16 protein-coding genes and 1 riboswitch are annotated in these 20,099 nt (G+C 75.8%); of the genes, 9 read left to right on the top strand and 7 right to left on the bottom strand.

Features of this window, described 5'->3' with window-relative positions; translation table 11 throughout:
• The first annotated feature begins 46 nt into the window (after positions 1–46).
• Positions 47–2,503 carry a DNA translocase FtsK gene (locus LQ51_RS11425; protein WP_046564938.1) on the top strand — a complete coding sequence of 819 codons (2,457 nt, stop codon included), beginning with the start codon at positions 47–49 and terminating at the stop codon, positions 2,501–2,503.
• A gap of 54 nt (positions 2,504–2,557) precedes the next feature.
• Here the strand turns inward: LQ51_RS11425 and LQ51_RS11420 are convergent, their stop codons facing one another.
• Both LQ51_RS11420 and LQ51_RS11415 read right to left on the bottom strand, forming a co-directional pair.
• Entirely contained in the window at positions 2,558–2,803 is a 246-nt protein-coding gene (locus tag LQ51_RS11420) for a hypothetical protein (RefSeq protein WP_046564998.1), read from the bottom strand.
• A gap of 84 nt (positions 2,804–2,887) precedes the next feature.
• Positions 2,888–3,202 carry a DMT family transporter gene (locus LQ51_RS11415; protein ID WP_046564996.1) on the bottom strand — a complete coding sequence of 105 codons (315 nt, stop codon included), beginning with the start codon at positions 3,200–3,202 and terminating at the stop codon, positions 2,888–2,890.
• A 55-nt stretch (positions 3,203–3,257) separates the two neighbouring features.
• Positions 3,258–3,324: riboswitch (guanidine-III (ykkC-III) riboswitch) on the bottom strand.
• A 92-nt stretch (positions 3,325–3,416) separates the two neighbouring features.
• Here LQ51_RS11415 and LQ51_RS11410 point away from each other — a divergent pair.
• From LQ51_RS11410 to LQ51_RS11380, 7 genes are all read left to right on the top strand, one after another.
• Entirely contained in the window at positions 3,417–4,340 is a 924-nt protein-coding gene (locus tag LQ51_RS11410; protein WP_046564935.1) for an ornithine cyclodeaminase family protein, read from the top strand.
• A 75-nt stretch (positions 4,341–4,415) separates the two neighbouring features.
• Positions 4,416–5,951: a 30S ribosomal protein S12 methylthiotransferase RimO gene (gene rimO, locus LQ51_RS11405; RefSeq protein ID WP_046564934.1), complete on the top strand. Its 1,536-nt coding sequence runs from the start codon at positions 4,416–4,418 to the stop codon at positions 5,949–5,951.
• 47 nt (positions 5,952–5,998) lie between these two features.
• Complete coding sequence (gene pgsA, locus LQ51_RS11400) at positions 5,999–6,577, top strand: CDP-diacylglycerol--glycerol-3-phosphate 3-phosphatidyltransferase (protein WP_046564995.1); 579 nt, start codon at positions 5,999–6,001, stop codon at positions 6,575–6,577.
• Between the two features lie 112 nt (positions 6,578–6,689).
• The gene (locus tag LQ51_RS11395) at positions 6,690–7,247 is read left to right on the top strand and encodes a CinA family protein (protein ID WP_046564932.1); all 558 of its coding nucleotides are present in this window, start codon (positions 6,690–6,692) and stop codon (positions 7,245–7,247) included.
• Between the two features lie 227 nt (positions 7,248–7,474).
• Entirely contained in the window at positions 7,475–7,915 is a 441-nt protein-coding gene (locus LQ51_RS11390) for a helix-turn-helix domain-containing protein (RefSeq protein ID WP_046564931.1), read from the top strand.
• Between the two features lie 162 nt (positions 7,916–8,077).
• A complete protein-coding gene (locus tag LQ51_RS11385) occupies positions 8,078–8,941 on the top strand; it encodes a PspA/IM30 family protein (RefSeq protein WP_046564930.1) in 864 nt (287 codons plus the stop codon).
• A gap of 16 nt (positions 8,942–8,957) precedes the next feature.
• Complete coding sequence (locus LQ51_RS11380; protein WP_046564929.1) at positions 8,958–9,725, top strand: phage shock envelope stress response protein PspM; 768 nt, start codon at positions 8,958–8,960, stop codon at positions 9,723–9,725.
• Between the two features lie 12 nt (positions 9,726–9,737).
• Here the strand turns inward: LQ51_RS11380 and LQ51_RS11375 are convergent, their stop codons facing one another.
• The 3 genes from LQ51_RS11375 to LQ51_RS11365 form a co-directional block, all read right to left on the bottom strand.
• Entirely contained in the window at positions 9,738–13,394 is a 3,657-nt protein-coding gene (locus tag LQ51_RS11375; RefSeq protein ID WP_046564994.1) for a multicopper oxidase domain-containing protein, read from the bottom strand.
• A gap of 223 nt (positions 13,395–13,617) precedes the next feature.
• Positions 13,618–14,418, bottom strand: coding sequence for a DNA-formamidopyrimidine glycosylase family protein (locus LQ51_RS11370; protein ID WP_046564991.1), 801 nt, complete (start codon positions 14,416–14,418; stop codon positions 13,618–13,620).
• Positions 14,419–14,464: 46 nt separating this feature from the next.
• On the bottom strand, positions 14,465–15,253 hold the full coding sequence (locus LQ51_RS11365; protein ID WP_046564926.1) for an SAM hydrolase/SAM-dependent halogenase family protein: 789 nt from the start codon (positions 15,251–15,253) through the stop codon (positions 14,465–14,467).
• Between the two features lie 100 nt (positions 15,254–15,353).
• On the opposite strand from LQ51_RS11365, the gene LQ51_RS11360 reads away from it, so the two are divergent.
• Positions 15,354–15,899, top strand: a complete 546-nt coding sequence (locus tag LQ51_RS11360; RefSeq protein WP_156313039.1) for a hypothetical protein — start codon at positions 15,354–15,356, stop codon at positions 15,897–15,899.
• On the opposite strand, the gene LQ51_RS11355 is transcribed toward LQ51_RS11360, so the two are convergent.
• Both LQ51_RS11355 and LQ51_RS11350 read right to left on the bottom strand, forming a co-directional pair.
• Positions 15,869–16,390: a GNAT family N-acetyltransferase gene (locus tag LQ51_RS11355; RefSeq protein ID WP_052744821.1), complete on the bottom strand. Its 522-nt coding sequence runs from the start codon at positions 16,388–16,390 to the stop codon at positions 15,869–15,871. The two genes, LQ51_RS11360 and LQ51_RS11355, sit on opposite strands and share 31 nt — an antisense overlap.
• 41 nt (positions 16,391–16,431) lie before the next feature.
• A partial coding sequence (locus LQ51_RS11350) for an Lhr family helicase (RefSeq protein WP_046564922.1) occupies positions 16,432–20,099 on the bottom strand: 3,668 nt, incomplete at its 5' end.

Raw genomic sequence — 20,099 nt, 5'->3', positions numbered from 1 at the left:
CCCGGAAAAGCGGCGATCTGCCGGGTCCCGCCGTTACGGTGACTCTATGGCGGGCCGTACCTCTCAGGCGAGCCGGCGGCGCGGCGCGTCGCCGCGCGGCACCACGAACAGCCGTGCCCGCCAGCCGGCCAGGAAGGCCACCCGCGCGGCGGCCCGGCGGCGGCCGGCGGCGGGCCCGGGCCTGGCCGTCTACCTGGGACGCGCGGTCGGCGCGGTCTGGATGGGCCTGGCGCACGGCCTCGGCTGGGCGGTCCGGGCGGCCGGCCGGCAGGCCGCCTCGGCCCGGGACCTCGACCCCGAGCACCGCCGCGACGGCGGCGGCCTGCTGTTGTTCGGCCTCGCCCTGCTCAGCGCGGTGGCCATCTGGTTCGGCAAGGCCGGCCCGGTCGGCCAGCGGCTGGCGGACAGCGTCCGGCTCTTCCTGGGCGCGATCGCGATCGTGGTGCCGGTGCTGCTGATGATCGGCGCCTGGCGGCTGCTGCGGACCCCGGCCGACCCGGAGCACCGCGGCCGGGGCCTGGTGGGCTGGGGTTCGATGCTGCTCGCCACCGCGGCGATGCTGCACATCGGACAGAACCCGGTGGACGCCGTGCAGCGCGACTACGCGGGCGGGCTGATCGGCGCGGGCATCGGCGACCTGCTGGAGGCGGCGGTGACCGCCTGGGTGGCGGTCCCGCTGCTGATCCTGCTGCTGGTCTTCGGCCTGCTGGTGGTCACCGCGACCCCGATCAACAAGATCCCGGAGCGGCTCGGCCTGCTCGCCGGCACCCTGGTGGGGCCGCCCGCCGCGCCCGAGGAGGAAACCGGGGAGGCGCCGAAGCCGGCCCGTCGGCGGCCGGCCAAGCGGCTGCCGCCGCCGCTGGACCCGGCGGAGCTGGACGACGACCTGGACGGGGTGGACCTGCAGGACACCCTGGTGCTGCCGCGCAAGTCGCCGGGGAAGGTGCCGGCGAGCCGCAAGCCGGTGGAGCCGCCGGAACACTCGCCGCTGCCCACCCGGGCCGAGCAGCTCGCGCTCACCGGGCTGGCCGGTGACTACACGCTGCCGCCGGCCAACATGCTGGGCACCGGGACCGCGCCGAAGACGCGGAGCAAGGCCAACGACGAGGTGATCGCCGCGCTGACCGGCGTCTTCGAGCAGTTCGACGTGGACGCCGCGGTCACCGGTTTCACCCGTGGCCCGACGGTCACCCGCTACGAGGTGGAGCTGGGCCCGGGCGTCAAGGTCGAGCGGATCACCCAGCTCTCCCGCAACATCGCGTACGCGGTGAAGTCGCCGGACGTGCGGATCCTCAGCCCCATCCCGGGCAAGAGCGCGGTCGGCGTGGAGATCCCCAACACCGACCCGGAGAACGTGGCGCTCGGCGACGTGCTGCGCTCGCGGGCCGCCACCGGCGACCACCACCCGATGGTGGTGGCGCTCGGCAAGGACATCGAGGGCGGCTACGTGGTGGCCAACCTCGCCAAGATGCCGCACATCCTGATCGCGGGCGCCACCGGCGCCGGCAAGTCGAGCTGCCTGAACAGCCTGCTCGTGTCCATCTTGACGCGAGCCACCCCGGACGAGGTACGGCTGCTGCTGATCGACCCGAAGCGGGTCGAGATGACCGGCTACGAGGGCATCCCGCACCTGGTCACCCCGATCGTGACCAACCCGAAGAAGGCGGCCGAGTCGCTGGAGTGGGTCGTCCGCGAGATGGACATGCGCTACGACGACCTCGCCGCCAACGGGGTCCGGCACATCGACGACTTCAACCGCAAGGTGCGCAACGGCGAGATCAAGGCGCCGCCGGGCAGCGAGCGGGAGCTGCGGCCGTACCCGTACCTGCTGGTGATCGTGGACGAGTTGGCCGACCTCATGATGGTCGCGCCGCGCGACGTGGAGGACTCCATCGTCCGGATCACCCAGCTGGCCCGCGCCGCCGGCATCCACCTGGTGCTGGCCACCCAGCGGCCCTCGGTCGACGTGGTGACCGGCCTGATCAAGGCGAACGTGCCGTCCCGGCTGGCGTTCGCCACCTCGTCGCTGGCCGACTCGCGGGTCATCCTCGACCAGCCCGGCGCGGAGAAGCTGCTCGGCCGGGGCGACGGCCTCTTCCTGCCGATGGGCGCGTCGAAGCCGGTCCGGATCCAGGGCGCCTGGGTGACCGAGCGCGAGATCCACGACGTGGTGAAGTTCTGCAAGGACCAGCGCGAGCCGGAGTTCCGCCCGGACGTGCTGACCGCCGCGCAGGAGAGCAAGAAGAAGATCGACGAGGACATCGGCGACGACCTGGATCTGCTGGTCCAAGCGGTGGAGCTGGTGGTCACCTCGCAGTTCGGCTCGACCTCGATGCTCCAGCGCAAGCTGCGGGTCGGCTTCGCCAAGGCGGGCCGGCTGATGGACCTCATGGAGACCCGGGGGGTGGTCGGCCCGTCCGAGGGCTCCAAGGCCCGCGACGTGCTGGTCAAGCCGGACGAGCTGGAGGAGGTCCTGGTCGGCCTGCGCGGCGACGGGGACTGACAGCGACGGGCCCGCCGGTGCTCCGGCGGGCCCGTTCGCGACGTACGGCGGCGGTCAGGAGTTCAGGATCGCGTAGCCGATCACCATGCCGAGCACGGCACCGACCACGCTGGCGGCGGCCGCGTACCAGCCCAGCGGCTTGTCGCCGAGCACCGCGCCGACGATGCCGAGCACCAGCCCGACCAGGCCGAACAGCGGCGGCAGGAAGAAGATCGCGATCACCGCGAAGACGAACGCGATGATGGTGCAGACACGCGCGGCGCTGCTGCGCGGGCGGGCGGTGGCGTGGATGTCGGCCATGGTGTCCTCCGTGTGATCGGTCGCTCTGTTGAGGTGCCGCATCACTACCCGCCGCGGCCCCGCCGGCAAACCGGACACCGGGGCCTAGTGGAACAGTTTCAACCCGACCACGCCCGCGACCACCAGCAGCAGGCAGCCGATCCGGGGGAGGGTGGCCGGCTCGTCCAGCGCCACCATGCCGACCGCCGCGGCGCCGACCGCCCCGATGCCCACCCACACCGCGTAGCCGGTGCCGACCGGGATCTCCCGCAGCGCGTACGCCAGGCCGGCCATGCTGGCCACCAGCGAGGCGGCGAACACCAGCGAGGGGGCGGGGCGGCTGAAGCCGGCGCTGCGGTCCAGGGCGATCGCCCACACGGTCTCCAGCAGTCCGGAGAGCACCAGCACGATCCAGGCCATGACGGTCACCTCTGACGGGGCGGGCCCGGCCGGGAGGGCCGGGACGGGCGGTCACGCTGGGGCGTCTTGGCCTGACCGGGTACGCCCACCACTCGTCCGGGGCGGCACCGGCCGCCGCCACCGACGCTAGCACCGGTCGAGATCCGCCGACGGCGCGGTGAGAAAGGCCACCATCGCTGGAGTTGACGTCAACTTCAGGTTGCACGATGTCGTCATGACCGTGCTCTTCTCCGACGCGGACGTCGCCGCCGCGGTGGACGCCCCGCTGACCGTCGCGGCGATGCGGGACGCGCTGCTGGCCGCGTACCAGGGGCGGCTGATCGCGCCGCCCCGGGCGTCCGCACCGCTCGGCGGCGGCCGGATGGTGCTCACGGCCGGTCACCTCACCGGTGAGTGGTACGGCTTCCGGTCGTACGACACCTTCGGCCACCCGGAGAGCGGACAGCTGGTGGTGCTGCATGACGCCCGGACCGGCGCGGTGCGGGCCATCGCGGTGGGCGAGGAGCTGGGCTCGCGGCGCACCGGGGGACTGGGCGGGGTGGCCGTGGACGCGCTGGCCCGCCCCGACGCGGCCACCCTCGGCGTGGTCGGCTCCGGCCGCCAGGCGTGGACCCAGGTCTGGGCGGCCGCCGCGGTGCGCCCGCTGCGCGAGGTGACCGTGCACAGCCGCTCGGCGGCCCGGCGGGAGGCGTTCGCCGCCCGGGTCCGGGCCGAGCTGGGCCTGCCGGCGCGCCCGGTCGGCTCGGCCGCCGAGGCGGTCCGCGGCCGGGATCTGGTGGTGCTCGCCACCACCAGCACCACCCCGGTGCTCGACGCCGCCGACCTGGCGCCCGGCACCCACGTGAACACCGTCGGCTTCAAGCAGGCCGACCGGCACGAGTTCGGCACCGACCTGCTGGACGCCGCCGACCTGCTGGTCACCGACTCGCCGGCGCAGGCGGCCGCGTACGTCCCGCCGCTGCTCACCGCCGTCGAGCCGTACGCGGACCGGCTGCGCGACCTGGGCGCGGTGCTGGCCGGGACGGTCCCCGGCCGGACCGGCGCGGACCAGCTCTCGGTCTTCTGCTCCACCGGCCTGGCCGGCACGGAGGTCTTCCTCCTCGACCGGCTGGCCCGGGTCGGCGCGGCCGTCCGCTGACCCGCCGCTCGGTGTGAGCCGGCCGATGCCCCGGCCGGGCGGCGCGGCGATCCCGGCGCGGCCCGGTACCCTCGGATGGTGTCTGCCACCTCCCCTTACGACAACTCCAGCGCGCCGCGCCGCGACCCGGAGCCGTCGGCCGCCGGCCGCCGGGTCGCCCTGCTGACCTTGGGCTGTGCCCGCAACGAGGTCGACTCGGAGGAGCTGGCCGCCCGGCTGCACGCCGACGGCTGGCAGGTGACGACCGACGGCGAGGGCGCCGACGTGGTGGTGGTGAACACCTGCGGCTTCGTCGAGAAGGCCAAGCAGGACTCGATCCAGACGCTGCTGGCGGCCGCCGACACCGGCGCCAAGGTGGTCGCGGCCGGCTGCATGGCCGAGCGGTACGGCCGCGAGCTGGCCGACAGCCTGCCCGAGGCGCAGGCGGTGCTGAGCTTCGACGACTACCCGGACATCGCGGCCCGGCTGGACTCGGTGCTCGCGGGCGAGGCGATCGGCGCGCACACCCCGCGGGACCGGCGCGAGCTGCTGCCGCTCACCCCGGTCAAGCGGCGCGAGGCGGCGGTGTCGCTGCCCGGTCACGGTACCCCCACCCGGGTCGCCGCCGAGGCCGACGAGCACACCCCGGCGCACCTGCGGCAGGTGCTGCGGCACCGGCTCGACACCGGCCCGGTGGCCTCGCTCAAACTGGCCAGCGGCTGCGACCGGCGCTGCGCGTTCTGCGCCATCCCGGCGTTCCGTGGCGCGTTCGTCTCCCGGACCCCGGACGAGCTGCTCGCCGAGGCGGAGTGGCTGGCCAAGACCGGCGTCCGTGAGCTGGTGCTGGTCAGCGAGAACTCGACCTCGTACGGCAAGGACCTGGGCGACCCCCGGGCGCTGGAGAAGCTGCTGCCGCAGCTCGCCGCGATCGACGGGATCGTCCGGGTGCGCGCCAGCTACCTGCAGCCGGCCGAGACCCGGCCCGGCCTGGTCGAGGTGATCGCCAGCACGCCGGGCGTGGCACCCTACTTCGACCTGTCGTTCCAGCACTCCAGTGAGCCGGTGCTGCGCCGGATGCGCCGGTTCGGTTCCACCGACCGGTTCCTGGAGCTGCTCGCCTCCGCCCGGGCCCTCGCGCCCGAGGCGGGCGCGCGGAGCAACTTCATCGTCGGCTTCCCCGGCGAGACCAAGCAGGACGTGGCCGAGTTGGTCCGGTTCCTGACCGATGCCCGGCTGGACGCGATCGGCGTCTTCGACTACAGCGACGAGGACGGCACCGAGGCCGCCGGCCTGCCCGGCAAGGTCTCCGCCGCCACCGTCAAGCGGCGGTACGACCGGCTGGCCGCGCTCGCCGACGAGCTCTGCTCGCAGCGGGCCGAGGAGCGGCTCGGCTCGACGGTCGAGGTGCTGGTGGACTCGGTCGCCGACGGCGTGGTCGAGGGTCGCGCCGCGCACCAGGCGCCGGAGGTGGACGGCTCGACCACCCTGGTGGCCCCGGTCGGCGGCGGGGTCGATCTGGCCGCGTTGCGCCCCGGTGACCTGGTCCGGGCCACGGTGACCGCGACGGAGGGTGTGGACCTGCTCGCCGTACCGGATGAGATGATCTCGGCGGCGCCCGGCGCGGTACGGTGACGGCGGGCCCGGACGGAGCGGGGAAGCCACGTGGGGCGGTGCCGGAGATGACCGGGGCGGAGTCGGTGGCGGCCCGGGTGCCGTTGCTCAACGCGGCGAACGTGCTCACCGCGCTGCGTTTCGTGCTGGTGCCGGTCTTCGCGGCCACCGTGGTCGTCTCGGCGATGAGTCACGCCGGCTGGCGGACGGCGGCCTGCCTGATCTTCGTGGTGGCCTCGGCGACGGACCTGGTCGACGGCTGGATCGCCCGCCGGTTCGGCCTGGTCACCTCGCTGGGCAAGGTCGCCGACCCGATCGCCGACAAGGCGCTCACCGGCGCGGCGCTGGTGCTGCTCTCCTGGTACGACCGGCTGCCCTGGTGGGTGACCGTGGTGATCCTGGCCCGCGAGCTGGGCATCACGGCGTTGCGCTTCTGGGTGATCCGGCACGGCGTGATCGCCGCCAGCCGGGGCGGGAAGATCAAGACCGCGTTGCAGATCCTCGCGATCACCTGGTACCTGTGGCCGATGCCGGCGGCGCTGGCCCCGGTCGGCCCCTGGATCATGGGGGCCGCCGTGCTGGTCACCGTGGTCACCGGCTTCGACTACGTCGCCCAGGCGCTGCGCCTGCGCCACCCGGCCCGCTGACGCCCGGCGCACCCGCCGTCCGTCCTGCACGCGACGAGGGGTTCCTGGCGATAACCTCATGATCGCCCCCCAGCGGGAGTAGCGGACGGCCGGGCGGGAAGAGAGGGCTGGCATGGGAACGGATGCGAACCACGAGCGACCGGTCGGCAGCCCGGCGGCCTCCGTCGTGCACAGCCTGCACGAGCGCAAGGAGACCCTGGCCACCGTCGAGTCGCTGACCGGCGGCCTGCTCTCCGCCTCGATCGTGGAGATCGCCGGGGTGAGCAGCGTCTTCCGCGGCGGGCTGGTCACCTACGCCACCGAGCTGAAGTCGGTGCTGGCCGGCGTACCGGAGGACCTGCTGGCCGAGCGCGGGCCGGTCGACCCGGACGTGGCCGCCGCGCTCGCCGAGGGCGGGCGGCGCCGCTGCGGCGCCGACTGGGGGCTGGCCACCACCGGCGTGGCCGGGCCGGAGCCGCAGGACGGCAAGCCGGTCGGCCTGGTGTACGTGGCCGCCGCCGGGCCCGGCGGCTGCGAGGTGCGCCGGCTCGACCTCGACGGCGACCGCGAGTACATCCGCGGCGCGACCGTGATCGAGGCGCTGCGGTTGCTGGCCGAACGGATCCAGACCACCGGCGGCGTCGAGGCGGCGGCGGAGGCCGGCGATCCGGCCGGGGCGGGGCACCGGTGAGCCGGGCCACGACACGCCCGGGTGCGGGCGCGCCGGGCCGGGGCACCCGGGCCCGGCCGGCCGGACGGAACGCCGGAATTGAAGGGGTGGGGCGGGATGTCGGCGGGCCCGGCAACGGGTACGGTTGCGGGAAGGCTCCGGCGGACGACGCCGGCGCCGGGAGTGGACCGCCACGCCCGGCGCGGCACGCCCGGCCGGAGATGGTGGTCCCGTCTGGGGGAGGTGCGATGGTCCTGCTACGCCGAGTGATCGGTGACGCACTGCGGGCGCGCCGGCAGGGGCAGCACCGCACCCTCCGCGAGGTCTCCTCCGCCGCCAACGTGAGCCTGGGCTACCTCTCCGAGATCGAGCGCGGCCAGAAGGAGCCCTCTAGCGAGCTGCTGGCGGCGATCTGCGACGCCCTCGGCGCCCGCCTCTCCGAGCTGCTGCGCGAGGTCAGCGACACGGTCGCGCTGGCCGAGCAGATGCCGGGGGTGCTGGTGCCGGTCGCCGACGAGCCCACGCCGGTCGCCGCGCCCGCGGTGCGCAGCGCGACCAACCGGGGCGTCCGCCAGGTCACCTCGGACGGCTCGGTGGCGGTCCAGGTGCGGCAGGACGGGCCGCTCAAGGCCACCCTGCGCAGCACCCGGGTGCGCCCCGCCGACCGGGACGTGGTCTGCGCCGCCTGACCGGACGCGCGCGATGGCCTCCGGTGGCGTTCGCCGCGTACTGTTGATCAGGGTCGTCCGGGTGCCGGGCTGGCGTCCGACTGGGACGATGGAGGTACACCGCGCGGCCCGCCCCTCGACCGGGGGCGAGGTGACGCGACGCTACTGAGGGGACTGGGCGGAATGGCGAACCCGTTCGTCAAGGGTTGGAAATACCTGATGGCGCTCTTCGGCGCGAAGATCGACGAGCACGCCGACCCTAAGGTGCAGATCCAGCAGGCCATCGAGGATGCCCAGCGGCAGCACCAGGCCCTGGTCCAGCAGGCGGCCGCGGTGATCGGCAACCAGCGTCAGCTCGAGATGAAGCTTTCCCGGCAGATGTCCGAGGTCGAGCAGCTCCAGGCCAACGCCCGGCAGGCCCTGGTCCTGGCCGACCAGGCCCGCGCCAAGGGGAACGAGACCGAGGCCGGGCGGTACGAGCAGTCCGCCCAGCTGCTCGCCAGCCAGCTGGTCTCCGCCGAGCAGGCCACCGAGGACCTGAAGACGCTGCACGACCAGGCGCTCGGCGCGGCCGCCCAGGCCCGCAAGGCGGTCGAGAACAACTCGATGATCCTGCAGCAGAAGCTGGCCGAGCGCACCAAGCTGCTCAGCCAGCTGGAGCAGGCCAAGATGCAGGAGTCCGTGGCCCGCTCGCTGGAGTCGATGTCCTCGCTCACCGCCCCCGGCAGCACGCCGTCGCTGAACGAGGTCCGCGACCGGATCGAGCGCCGGTACGCCGACGCAATGGGCCGGGCCGAGCTGGCCGGCAACTCCGTCGAGGGCCGGATGCTGGAGATTCAGAAGGCGACCCTGGACACGGCCGGCTCGGCGAGACTGGAGCAGATCCGGGCGAGCATGGCCGGCGAGCAGCTCGGCGGCCGGCAGGACCGACCCGCCGTCGGGCAGGGGCAGGGCGCCCCCGCCGACCCGGCGGCGGCCGCCCGGCTCGACGAGATCCGGTCCAGCATGAGCCGGGAGCGCCCCACCGGCGAGAGCACCACCGGCTGACCCACGGGAGACGACGATGGCGGACGAACGGGCCCGACACTTCCGTCGACTGCGCCGGCTGCGGCGCTCCGCGAGGCGGTGGAGCGTGCTGGCCGGTGGCCTCGGTGGCGCCGCCGCCGTGCTCACCCCGTACGCGGGGCTGGGCCTGCCGGACGCGGCCTGGGCCGGCGCCGCGGGCAGCGCCATCGCCTTCGCCGCCTGGCGCTGGATCGATCTGCGGGCGCTCGCGGCCGCACCGCCACCGCCCGCCCTCGACCCCGCCCAGGCCGCCGCCCGCTCCCGGGCCCGGCTGGTCGCCGCCGTCGAGCGGCTGCCCGTCGGTCCCGGCGTCCTCGCCGAGGTACGCCGGGTCCGGTCCCGCGTGGCGCTGCGCGGCACCGCCGCCGGCGAGGCGTGGGCCCGGCTGGACCGAGCGTCGTTGACCCTGGCCGGAATGGCCGGCCGGCTGAGCGGGCTGGCCGAGCCGGCGGTGCGGGAGGCCACCGAGGCCGACCACTCCCTGCGGGAACTGGCCTGGCGGGTGGCCAGCATCGAAAGGGCCCTCCGGTTGGCGCCGCGCGGGCCGCTGGCCGAGGTGCACGCCACCCTCGCCGCCCAGCTGGAGAGCGGGGTCGACGCGTACGAGCGGCTGGTGGTGGCCGCCGCCGGCTACCTGGCCGAGGACACCCGCCCGGCCACCGAGTACCCGGCCGCCGCCCGGCTCACCGAGGCCACCGACCTGCTGCACGGGGTCGCCGCCGCGCTGGCCGAGCTGCGCCCCACGGCGCCGCTGCGCACCCCCTGAGCGTCCGCCCGGTCACTCCGGGGTGCGCACGGCGGTCACCGCCGTCCAGCCGGAGGTGCCGACGACGTTGTACGACCGGATCCGGTAGTGGTAGGTGGTGCCCCGGGCCAGCCCGGTGTTGGTGAACCCCCGACCGGTCACCGTGAAGGTCTCCACCTCCTGGTCGAAGGCCGCGTCGGTGGCGCGCTGCACCACGAACCCGGCACCGGCGCCGGTGGGCGTCGCCGACCAGCTGAGAATGACCGTGGCGGTGTCCGGTGCGGGCGCGTTGGCCGCGGCGGTCACCCCGGTCGGCGCGGCCGGTCGGGGCGGGGTGGTCACCGTGGCGACCGTCGACCAGGGGGACGCGGCGCCCAGATAGGTGGTCCGCACCCGGTAGTAGTAGGTGGTGTCCGGGGCGACGGCCGGGTCCAGGTGGGCGTCGCCGACCATGATGGCGGTGGTGCCCGGCCCGCTGCTGAACGTCGGGTTGGTGGCCCGCTGCACGTCGACGCCGGTGGCGAAGGAACGGTTGGCCCACCGCAACGCCACCCGCAGCGGCGCGGCCGGCGGCACCGCCGCGGTCAGCTTCGCGGGCGCGGCGAGCCGCACCGACGCCGGGACGCTGTTCGACCAGGACGAGCAGCTCACCGCGTTCTCCGCCCGGATCCGGTAGTGGTAGGTCACCCCGGGGGTCACCGTGGCGTCGGTGTACCGGGTGGCGGTGGCCGCCACGGTGATCTCGGTCAGCCCGGTCACGAACGCCGCGTCGGTGGCCCGCTGCAGCAGGTGGCTGGTGGCCGGCGGGCGGCTGCCGTTGCCGGTCCAGGTCAGCGCGATGGCCGGCAGCGCGGTGGCCGAGCCCGGCGCGGGGACCGCGGTGAGCCCGGTCGGGGCCTTGGGCGCCACCCGCAGCACCAGCGGCCGGCTCATGCCCTGGTCACGCAGGCCCGCCGCGCGGGTCCCCCAGCGGTACTCCCAGCCCAGGTTGACCAGCTGGTTCAGCACGGTGGCGGGCCGCCCGTCGACCGGGCTGACCGGGCTGGCGTCCAGCCGCGCGCCGACCGGCCGGGTCGGGTCGAGCAGGCGTACGCTGTCGCCGATCTTGAAGGGGAGGCTGGGCGGGACGGGGCGCAGTGCCACGATCACGTCCTCCCGCGGGTTGACCCGGACGGTGTCCTTCCAGCCCAGTTCGCCCGGCTCGGGCGGGCGGATGGTGCCGTCCCAACCGACCCGGTTGACCAGTTGCACGTCGCAGCCCTCGACGTGCACCGGGTGGGTCCGCGGTGCGTCGCCGACGATGCGCCAGAGCTGGGTGCCGTCGGCCGGACCGCCCAGCGCCGCCGTCGGATCGGTGGCGTACAGCACCTCGGTGGCCGGGTCGGCCGGCCCGAGCGGCAGGGTGGCCGGGGTGACCGGGCCGGCGAGCGGGTGCCCGACGCCGAGCCGCCCCACCGCCCGGCCGTGCCGGGGCTCGAAGACCTGCCCCACCGACTTCACCGCCAGCGGCAGGGTCACCGGGGCGACCGCGCCGGGTGGGGTGAACTCGACCGTGGTGGCGCGCGCCGGGACCAGCGTCTCCCGGGGCGTCCGGGTGCCGAAGGCCGCGTCGTAGGCCGGCTGCGGCACGATCGGCGGGCGCTGGCTCTCCGCGTACGCGGCGGGCAGCCGGGCGGCGAGCCGGGCCAGGTCGTACGGCTGCGCCGGGGTCCCGGCGACCCGGAACTGGAGCAGGGTGCGGGTGTTCGGGCCGTACCCGGGCCGGGTGGTGGGCGGCCCGCCGGTGGCGGTCCGGTCCGGGGCGTCGGTGTGCTGGTCGTAGCGGGGGTCGAACCGGGGCAGCGGCGCCGGGCAGTCGTTGTAGAGGATCACGGTGCTGCCCGGCGGGACGGTGGCGAAGTCGACCAGCACGTCGGCCCGCTCGCCGGGGGCGAGCAGCAGGGTGTGCCCGTCCACGTTGAGCGCGGTCGGGTCCTGCCGGTCGTACCGGAAGCCGATCGGGCGGTTCACCAGCCGCACCGGGGCGGGCAGCAGGCCCCCCTCGTTGCCGATCTGGATCAGATCCGGGCCGGCCGCCCGCGGGTCGGGCACCCCGCCCTCCCGCCCGTCGGTGGGCCAGTACGCCGGCCGCCCCGCGGCCCGTACCGCCTCCACCATCGGCACCTCCCCGGCCTCCAGTTCGGCGGGCCGGCCGTCGTCGGTCCACATCGGCTCGTCCGAGCAGGCCCGGTAGAGCTGGAGGTTGAGGCCGCGGTCGGGGCAGGCGTTGAGGATCCGGAACCGGTACGTCCGCGGCTGCACCTCCAGGTACGGGTAGGCCACCCCGTTGACCAGCGGGGTGTCCCCGTACGCCTCCGGCACCGCCGACGGGTGGGGCACGCCCGGCGCGAGCGGCGGCTCGTCCGGTTCGGCGACCGGATCGTGGTGCGGGTTGGGCACCGGGGCCACCCATGGGCTGCCGCCGCCGTCCGGGTCGTGGGCCCAGGGGCCGTAGTCCCAGCGGCCGGTGGGGTTGCCGCCGGTGCCCCGGTAGGGGTTCTGCCGCGGCTGGTAGACGTGCGGGTGCCAGAGGCTGCCCTTGGCGCCCCAACGGTCCCGGTCCCAGGTGGGGTCCGCCGCGGCGAGTTGCGCGTCGTCCGGCACGAAGGTCTTGTCCTCGATCACCAGCGGCACCTGGTCGGCGGGGAGCACACCCTCGTCGACCAGCCGCTCCTCGGCCGGGTCGGTGAGCAGGTAGACGGCGAGCTGACCGGCGTAGACGGTGAGCCGGGACAGCCCGAGGGTGTTGTCGCGCAGCCACATCAGCCGGCCGCTCTGCTCGTTCGGGAAGTACAGCGTGGTGGCGCCCGCCCCCGGCGGCGGCATGTCCGGCACCGGCGTGACGCCCACCCCGGTCGGGTAAGGGGTGATCTCCCCGGCCGGGGTCACCCACTGCCACGGGTTGCCGGCGCTGATCCAGCCGGTCTGCGCGCCGTCCAGGTGGAGCACGGCCCGGTTCTGCGGGTACGGCGCCGGCCCGTCCAGCGGACCGGTTCCGGCCCCGTCGAGCGTCTCGTCGACCGGGAGGAAGAGTTCGCCGGCCCGGCCGGTGGGAAGCTGGTTGATGAACTTGATCCGGACCGGCCGGCCGCGCCGGGCCATGATCATCGGGCCGAGGTGCCAGGGCCGGTCCGGCGGGCCGACGGTGTTGTGCCCGGCCGGATCGGTGCCGAGGTTGAGCTGCCGGTAGCCGCGCAGCCGGGTGGCCGGCAGATCCCGGTGCAGCCGCTGCGCGTACTCCTGCAACCCGATCTCGTAGTAGTCGCAGCCGGGCCAGGTGATGGTGTCCGGCACCGCGACCGGCAGCCGGGCGCCCGGCCCGTCGCTGCCGGGCGGGCCGGGCAGCGGCAGCGCGTCGACGAACTTGCGGATGCCGGTGCCGGGCACCGGGCGGTCGGCCGGGTCCAGCGCGGGCCGCGGCGAGCCGGCGAAGTTCGGCACCGGCCCGAAGCAGCGCGGCACCGCGGCCGGATCGAGGCTGGCCGGCGCGGGGGTCGCCGGTTCCTCCCCGGCACCGCGGCTGGCCGGCACGGGGGTTGCCGGTTCCTCCCCGGCACCGCGGCTGGCCGGCACGGTGGGCGTGTGGTCCTCGGCGGTCCGGGCGGCGCGGTCCGCCCAGCCCGGTCGCTGGAGTCTGCGGAACAGGGCCATGGCTCTCCCCGGGATCGGGGCGCGCCCGCCCTCCACCCCGGCGTGCCGGGCGTACGCGCTGCTGACGATCGGTGAGCACTCCACCGCAGCATGCGACGCCGATTGGCGGCGAGGGAAGTACCCAATCGTCCGTTTCTCGGGGGAAACTTGGCGGTTCGTGGAACTTCCACGGGTGGGGCCGCCCGGTCAGCGAGGCGAAGCAGGTCTTCGGCCCGGACCGGCGTCAGGAGCGGGCCGGCTGGCACGCCGGGCACCAGTAGGTGACCCGGCCGCCCAGCTCCTCCTTGCGGATGGCGGTGCCGCAGCGCCGGCAGGGCTGGGTCCGCCGGCCGTACACGTAGCTGGTCTGCCCCCGGTGCAGCGACCCGGTGGTGCTCTGCGCCCAGCGACCCCGGTTCGCGGCCAGCAGCCGCTGCGCCAGGGTGACCGTGCCGGCCAGATCGGGCACCGCCCGCACCGGCGTCCACGGCGAGAGCCCGCGCAGGAACAGCACCTCACACTTGTACAGGTTCCCCACCCCGGCCAGGTTGCGCTGGTCCAGCAGGGCCTCGCCGATGGTCTGGTCCGGGTGGGCGGCCAGCCGGCGGACCGCCTCGTCCGGGTCCCAGTCCGGCCCGAGCAGGTCCGGCCCCAGATGGCCGACCAGTGACCCCTCCTCGGCGGTCGGGATCAGCGCCAGCTCGTGCAGGTGGTAGCCGACCGCGACCGCGCCGGGGGAGCGGAGCACCACCCGGATCAGGTGCGCCGGCCGGGCCGCCCACCGCTCGCCCGGGGCGTACGCCCGCCAGGCGCCGTCCATCCGCAGATGCGAGTGCAGCGTCCAGTCCGCCCCGTCGGCCGCCGGCGCGGCGGTGAGCCGGAGCAGCAGGTGCTTGCCCCGGCTGGCCGACTCGCGGACGGTCCACCCGGTCAGGTCCGCGGTGGCGAGCTGCGGCACCCGGAACTCCGAGCCGGTGAGCCGGGCACCGGCCAGGGCGCGCTGGAGGACCCGCGCGGTGTTCCAGACAGTGTCGCCTTCGGGCACCTCCCCATCCTCCCGCACCGCCCGCTGCCCCGCGCGCCGCCGGCGGTCAGCCGCCCGCGCGGACGGTGACCAGGTCGCCGGGGACGAGGCCGAGCAGGTCGGCGGCCCGGCCCCCGTGCACCGCCACCGCCACCAGGTCGGCGGAGTCGGCGAAGAGCACCAGCGCCCCGGCGGGGGCGTCACCGAAGGTCCGCCCGCGCACGGCCGGCTGGTCGGCCACCAGCGGCCGGTCCCCGACCTCGTCGAGCAGCGCCGGCTCCGCCGCGAGCTGCACGTTGCCGAAGTGGTCGACGGTGAGCACCTCGGCCGTGAACCCGCCGGCCATCCGGCGCAGCACCGGTGGCGGCAGCCGCACCAGCGTGTCCGGATCCACCGGGGGGCCGGCGTCGGCCGGCGTCGCCCCGCCGGCCAGCCGGGCCGCGACCGGGGCGAACACGTCCCGGCCGTGGAAGGTGCGGGACACTCGCGGCGCCAGCCAGCCCGGGTCGGTCAACTCGACGGCCGAGGTGACCCCGCCGAGCGCGGTGGCCGCCGGCAGCAGCAGCCCGTTGTCCGGCCCGACGAGCAGGCCGCCCGGGGTGACCAGGGCGATGCCGCGGCGCGCGGTGCCCACGCCGGGGTCGACCACTCCGATGTGTACGCCGTACGGCAGGTGCGGCACGGTCTGGGCCAGGACGGCGGCGCCCCGCCGGACGTCGCCCGGTGGAACCAGGTGGGTGATGTCGATCACCCGGGCAGCCGGCGCCATCCGGGCGATCACCCCGTGGCAGGCCGCCACGAATCCGTCGGTCAGGCCGTAGTCGGTGGTCAGCGAGATCCAGGCGGTCCGGGTCATGCCGGCAGGCTAGCGGCTGGGCCGGGCGCCCCGGACCGGCATCCGCGACCGACCGACCGGCCGGTGCCGTGCCGGCCGAGGCGTCCGGCACACTTCCGGGGTGACGAAACGCCTTCGCCTGTTGTCGACCGCCGCCACCGTCCTCCTCGCCCTCGGGCTGACCGCCTGCGGCAAGGACTCCGCCGACCGGGACGGCGGAGCCTGGGCCGACGGCCAGTCCAAGGCGCCGGCGACCAGCCCGGCCGCTCCGGACGAGGCGCCGGACGCCGCCGAGGGCCGCCCGAAGGGCAAACCGACGGAGAGCCCGTCCACCCCGCCCTTCACCATGCCGACGAAGGCCAAGAGCGCCCCGTCCGCCCGGCGGGTGGTGGACGCGTTCAAGGCCGCCGGACTGGCCGTGCCGAACCTCCGGGACCGGACGAAGGACTGCGGGCCGGACGGCAAGGGCATCGGCTGCGCGCAGCTGGTCGCCACCGACGCCGTCTCCGTGTACGTCTTCCCCGACGAGGCCTCGGCCACCAACCAGACCGAGATGTGGGGCAGCGACGCCTTCCGCAAGGGGGCGGTGGTGCTGAGCTACCTGGGCACCCGGACCTCCACCACCGAGCGGAAGCGCTACGACGAAGTGCTCACCAAGCTCGCCTGAGCCGGCGTCAGCCGCCGCTCCAGCCGCAGTTCGTCGTGGAGCGGGATGCGGTCGGCGCCGGCCAGCGGGATGCTCGGCTTCAGCGCGCGGGCGCGGTCCACCGCGCCCGCGTCCACCCCCACCAGGCGCAGCCCTCGACGCTGGTAGAACCGCAGCGCGGCGAGATTGTCGTTGGTCGTGACCAGCCACAGCCGGTCCGCCCCGGCGGCCACCGCCACCGCCTCGGCCTCGGCCAGCAGGGCGGTGCCGGCGCCCTGCCCGCGGCCGGTGGCGGCCAGGCTCACCACCTCCAGCCCGTCCGCGTCCAGCCGGTAGACCAGCGCGCCGGCCAGCTCGCCCGCCCCGTCCACGGCCACCAGGGTGGGCAGTTCCCGCAGGTCATAGCGGGTGTCGTGGACCACCACGTACGGGCCGCCCCATTCGCGCCCGTGCAGCTCCGCCAGCCGCTCGCGGTCGCCAGGCTCGGCGGGTCGTACCCGGATCGGTCCCATCGGAGTGTCCTTTCTCGTCGTCAACCGGGCAGGTCTCGTCGTCAACCGCGCAGGCGCAGGCCGCGTGGGGTGGCGCGGAAACCGGCGGCGGTCAGCGCGTCGCGCAGCGGCGACGAGTGCACCGCCTCGCCGTCGGCCCGCTCGACCGAGATCGCCCCGAGCGCGCCGGAGTGCACCGCGTCGGCGAGCGCCTTGCCGCCCGCGGCGAGCACCTCCGGCTCGTCGGTGAAGGAGAGGATGGTGCGCCCGCCCCGCTCCACGTAGAGCACGAGCTCGCCGCCGATCAGTACCACCAGCGCGCCGGCCTTGCGACCGGCCCGGTGCCCGGTCGCCGGGGCGGACCCGTCGCCGGAGTCGACCACCCGTTCCGGCCAGGGCAGCGCCGCGCCGTACGGGTTGGCCGGGTCGGTGGCGGCGAGCACCACGGCCGCCCCGCCCCGGCCCCGGGCCTCGTCGGCCGGGTCGGCCAGGGCACGGATCCGGTCGACCGCCCCGGGCACCGCGAACTGCGCCGCGCCCAGCCCTTCGACGAAGTAGCCGCGCCGGGCCGCGCCGCGCTCCTCCAGGGCGGCCAGCACCGGGTAGACGGCCGCGAAGCCGCCGGTCACCTGCTCGGCCATGACCGCACCCCGGGTCACCACGCCGTGCCGCTCGAGCAGCAGGTCGGCCAGGGCGGCGGCCCGGCGGGTGGGGTCGAGGTCGCGCTCGGGCAGCCGCGACCAGCGCCCGGCCACGGTGGGCGGCCCGCCGCGGCTGGGCAGCGCGACCCGGCCGGGCCGCCGGTAGCGGGTCCGGGGCGCCGCCGGCCGGGACCGGTGCGCCCCGCCGCCGCCGAGCACCGCCCGCAGCGGCGCGAGGGTGTCATTGGTGAGGTGACCGGCCCAGACCAGATCCCACACCACCCCGGCCAGCGCGGTGTCGTCGGTGGCGCCGACCCGGTCGGCGAGCGAGCGGAAGAAGAGCGCCTGCCCGTCGCCGAGCGCGTCGAGCACCGCCTCGTGCAGCGGGGTGAGCGCCAGCGCCTCCTCCGGCGGCGCGAGCAGCAGCGGTGCGACGTCCGCGTACGCCAGGGTGACCCAGCCGTCCCCGCCGGAGATCGCGCCGGAGCCGGCCCAGACCACCTCCCCGCTGGCGCAGAGCTCGTCGAGCTGGGCGGGGCTGTAGTCGGCGACCCGGGCGGGCAGCACCAGCCGTTCCAGCGCCGAGGCCGGCACGGCGGCCCCCTGCAACTGCTCGACGGCGGCGGCCAGCGCCTCCACTCCCCGCGCCGACGAGCCGACCTGCTGCCAGCGGGGCAGGAAGGTGGCCAGCGCCCGGGGCGGCACCGGCTCGATCTCCCGGCGCAGCGCGGCGAGCGAACGGCGGCGCAGCAGCCGCAGCACCTCGGCGTCGCACCACTGGGTGCCGACGCTGTCCGGCGCGAACTCCCCGGAGACCACCCGCCCGGTGGCGGCGAGCCGGCGCAGCGCCTGCTCCACCACGAAGACGCCGAGCCCGAACCGGGCGGCGCAGGTCGCCGCCGCGAACGGGCCGTGGGTGCGGGCGTACCGGGTGACCAGGTCGCCGAGCGGGTCGGCCACCGGCGTCAGGTACGCCTCGGCCACCCCGACGGGCAGCGCCACGCCGAGCGCGTCGCGCAGCCGGGCGGCGTCCTCCACCACCACCCAGCGGTCCTCGCCGGCGATCCGGACCCGCAGCACCCGCCGGGCCGCGGCCAACTCCGCCAGCCAGCCGACCGGCGCGCCCCGCTCGGCCAGCTCGGCGTCGCCGAGGTCGCCGACCACCCGGAGCAGCTCGACCACGTCCTCCGCGTCGCGGGGGCGGCGCTGCTCGGTCAGCCAGCGCAGCTGCCGCTCGGTCTCGGCGAGCACCGCCGGGTCGAGCAGCTCCCGCAGGTCGACCCGGCCGAGCAGCTCACCGAGGAGCCCGGAGTCCAGGGCCAGCGCGGCGGCCCGGCGCTCGGCCAGCGGCGCGTCGCCCTCGTAGAGGAACGCGCCGACGTAGCCGAAGAGCAGCGAACGGGCGAACGGCGAGGGGCGCTCGGACTCCACCTCGACCAGCCGCACCTTGCGCGCGGCCAGGTCGCGCATCAGGCCGGCCAGGGCCGGCTGGTCGAAGACGTCCTGGAGACATTCCCGGGCGGCCTCCAGCGTCACCGGGAAGTCGGCGTACTCGCGGGCCACGTCGAGCAGTTGGGCGGCGCGCTGGCGCTGCTGCCACAGCGGCTGGCGGCGGCGCGGATCGCGGCGGGGCAGCAGCAGGGAGCGGGCCGCGCACTCGCGGAACCGGGACGCGAACAGCGCCGAGGTGCCGACGGACTCCTCGACCAGCTGGGTGATCTCTTCGGGCTCGAAGACCACCACGTCGGCGCCGGGCGGGGTCTCGGCGGTGTCCGGCAGGCGGACCACGATCCCGTCGTCGGAGGGCATGACCTGGGCGTCCACCCCGTAGCGTTCGGCGAGCCGGCGGCCGATGGCCAGCGCCCACGGCCCGTTGACCCGGGCGCCGAGCACCGAGTGCACGGCGAGCCGCCAGTCGCCCAGCTCGTCGCGGAACCGCTCGACCACCACCGTGCGGTCGTCGGGCAGCGACCGGGTGGCCGCCTGCTGCTCGCGCAGGTAGGTCAGCAGGTTGCCGGCGGCCCAGTCGTCCAGCCCACCGGCCCGCAACGCGGTCACCGCGTCGGCGTCGGACTGGCGCAGCAGCGCCCGGACCCGGGCGCCGATCGCCCGGCCCAACTCGACCGGGCGGCCGAGCTGGTCGCCCTTCCAGAACGGCATCCGGGCGGCCTGGCCGGGAGCGGGGGAGACCAGCACCCGGTCGGGGGTGATCTCCTCGATCCGCCAGGACGACGAGCCGAGCAGGAAGACGTCGCCGACCCGCGACTCGTAGACCATCTCCTCGTCCAGCTCGCCCACCCGGGCGGCGCGTTCCGCGCCGGCCAGGAAGACGCCGAACAGGCCCCGGTCGGGGATGGTGCCGCCGCTGGTCACGGCCAGGCGCTGAGCGCCGGGCCGGCCGGTGAGCACGTCGGTGGCCCGGTCCCAGACCAGCCGGGGGCGCAGCTCGGCGAACGCGGTCGACGGGTAGCGCCCGGAGAGCATGTCGAGGACCGCGTGCAGCGCGGAGTCGGGCAGCTCGGCGAACGGAGCCGCCCGGCGGACCAGCACGGCCAGGTCACCCACCCGCCACGGCTCCAGGGCCACCATGGCCACGATCTGCTGGGCCAGCACGTCGAGGGGGTTGCGCGGATAGTGCAGCTCCTCGATCGCGCCGGTGCCCATCCGTTCGGCGACCACGGTGCAGGAGAGCAGGTCGCCGCGGTGCTTGGGGAAGACCACGCCCCGGGAGACCGCGCCGACCTGGTGCCCGGCCCGGCCGACCCGTTGCAGGCCGGCGGCGACGCTGGGTGGCGCCTCGATCTGCACCACCAGGTCGACCGCGCCCATGTCGATGCCCAGCTCCAGGCTGGAGGTCGCCACCACGGCCGGCAGCTGGCCGGACTTCAGCGCCTCCTCGATGTGCTTGCGTTCCTCGCGGGAGACGCTGCCGTGGTGGGCCCGGGCGATCACCGGGGGCGCGCCGGCCGCGGCCCCGGACTGCGCCATCACCTCGGCCGGCTGCCGGGGCGCGCGCAGCGGCCCGACCGGCCCGCCGAACGCCTCCGCGCCGCGCCGCCGGCCCGGGTCGAGGCGGGCACCCCGCCCAT

Origin of the sequence: Micromonospora sp. HK10 (assembly GCF_000982955.1) — a bacterium.
GTDB lineage: Bacteria > Actinomycetota > Actinomycetes > Mycobacteriales > Micromonosporaceae > Micromonospora.
The sequence above is the reverse complement of the archived record's forward strand: the minus strand, read 5'-3'. Positions and strand labels throughout refer to the sequence as shown.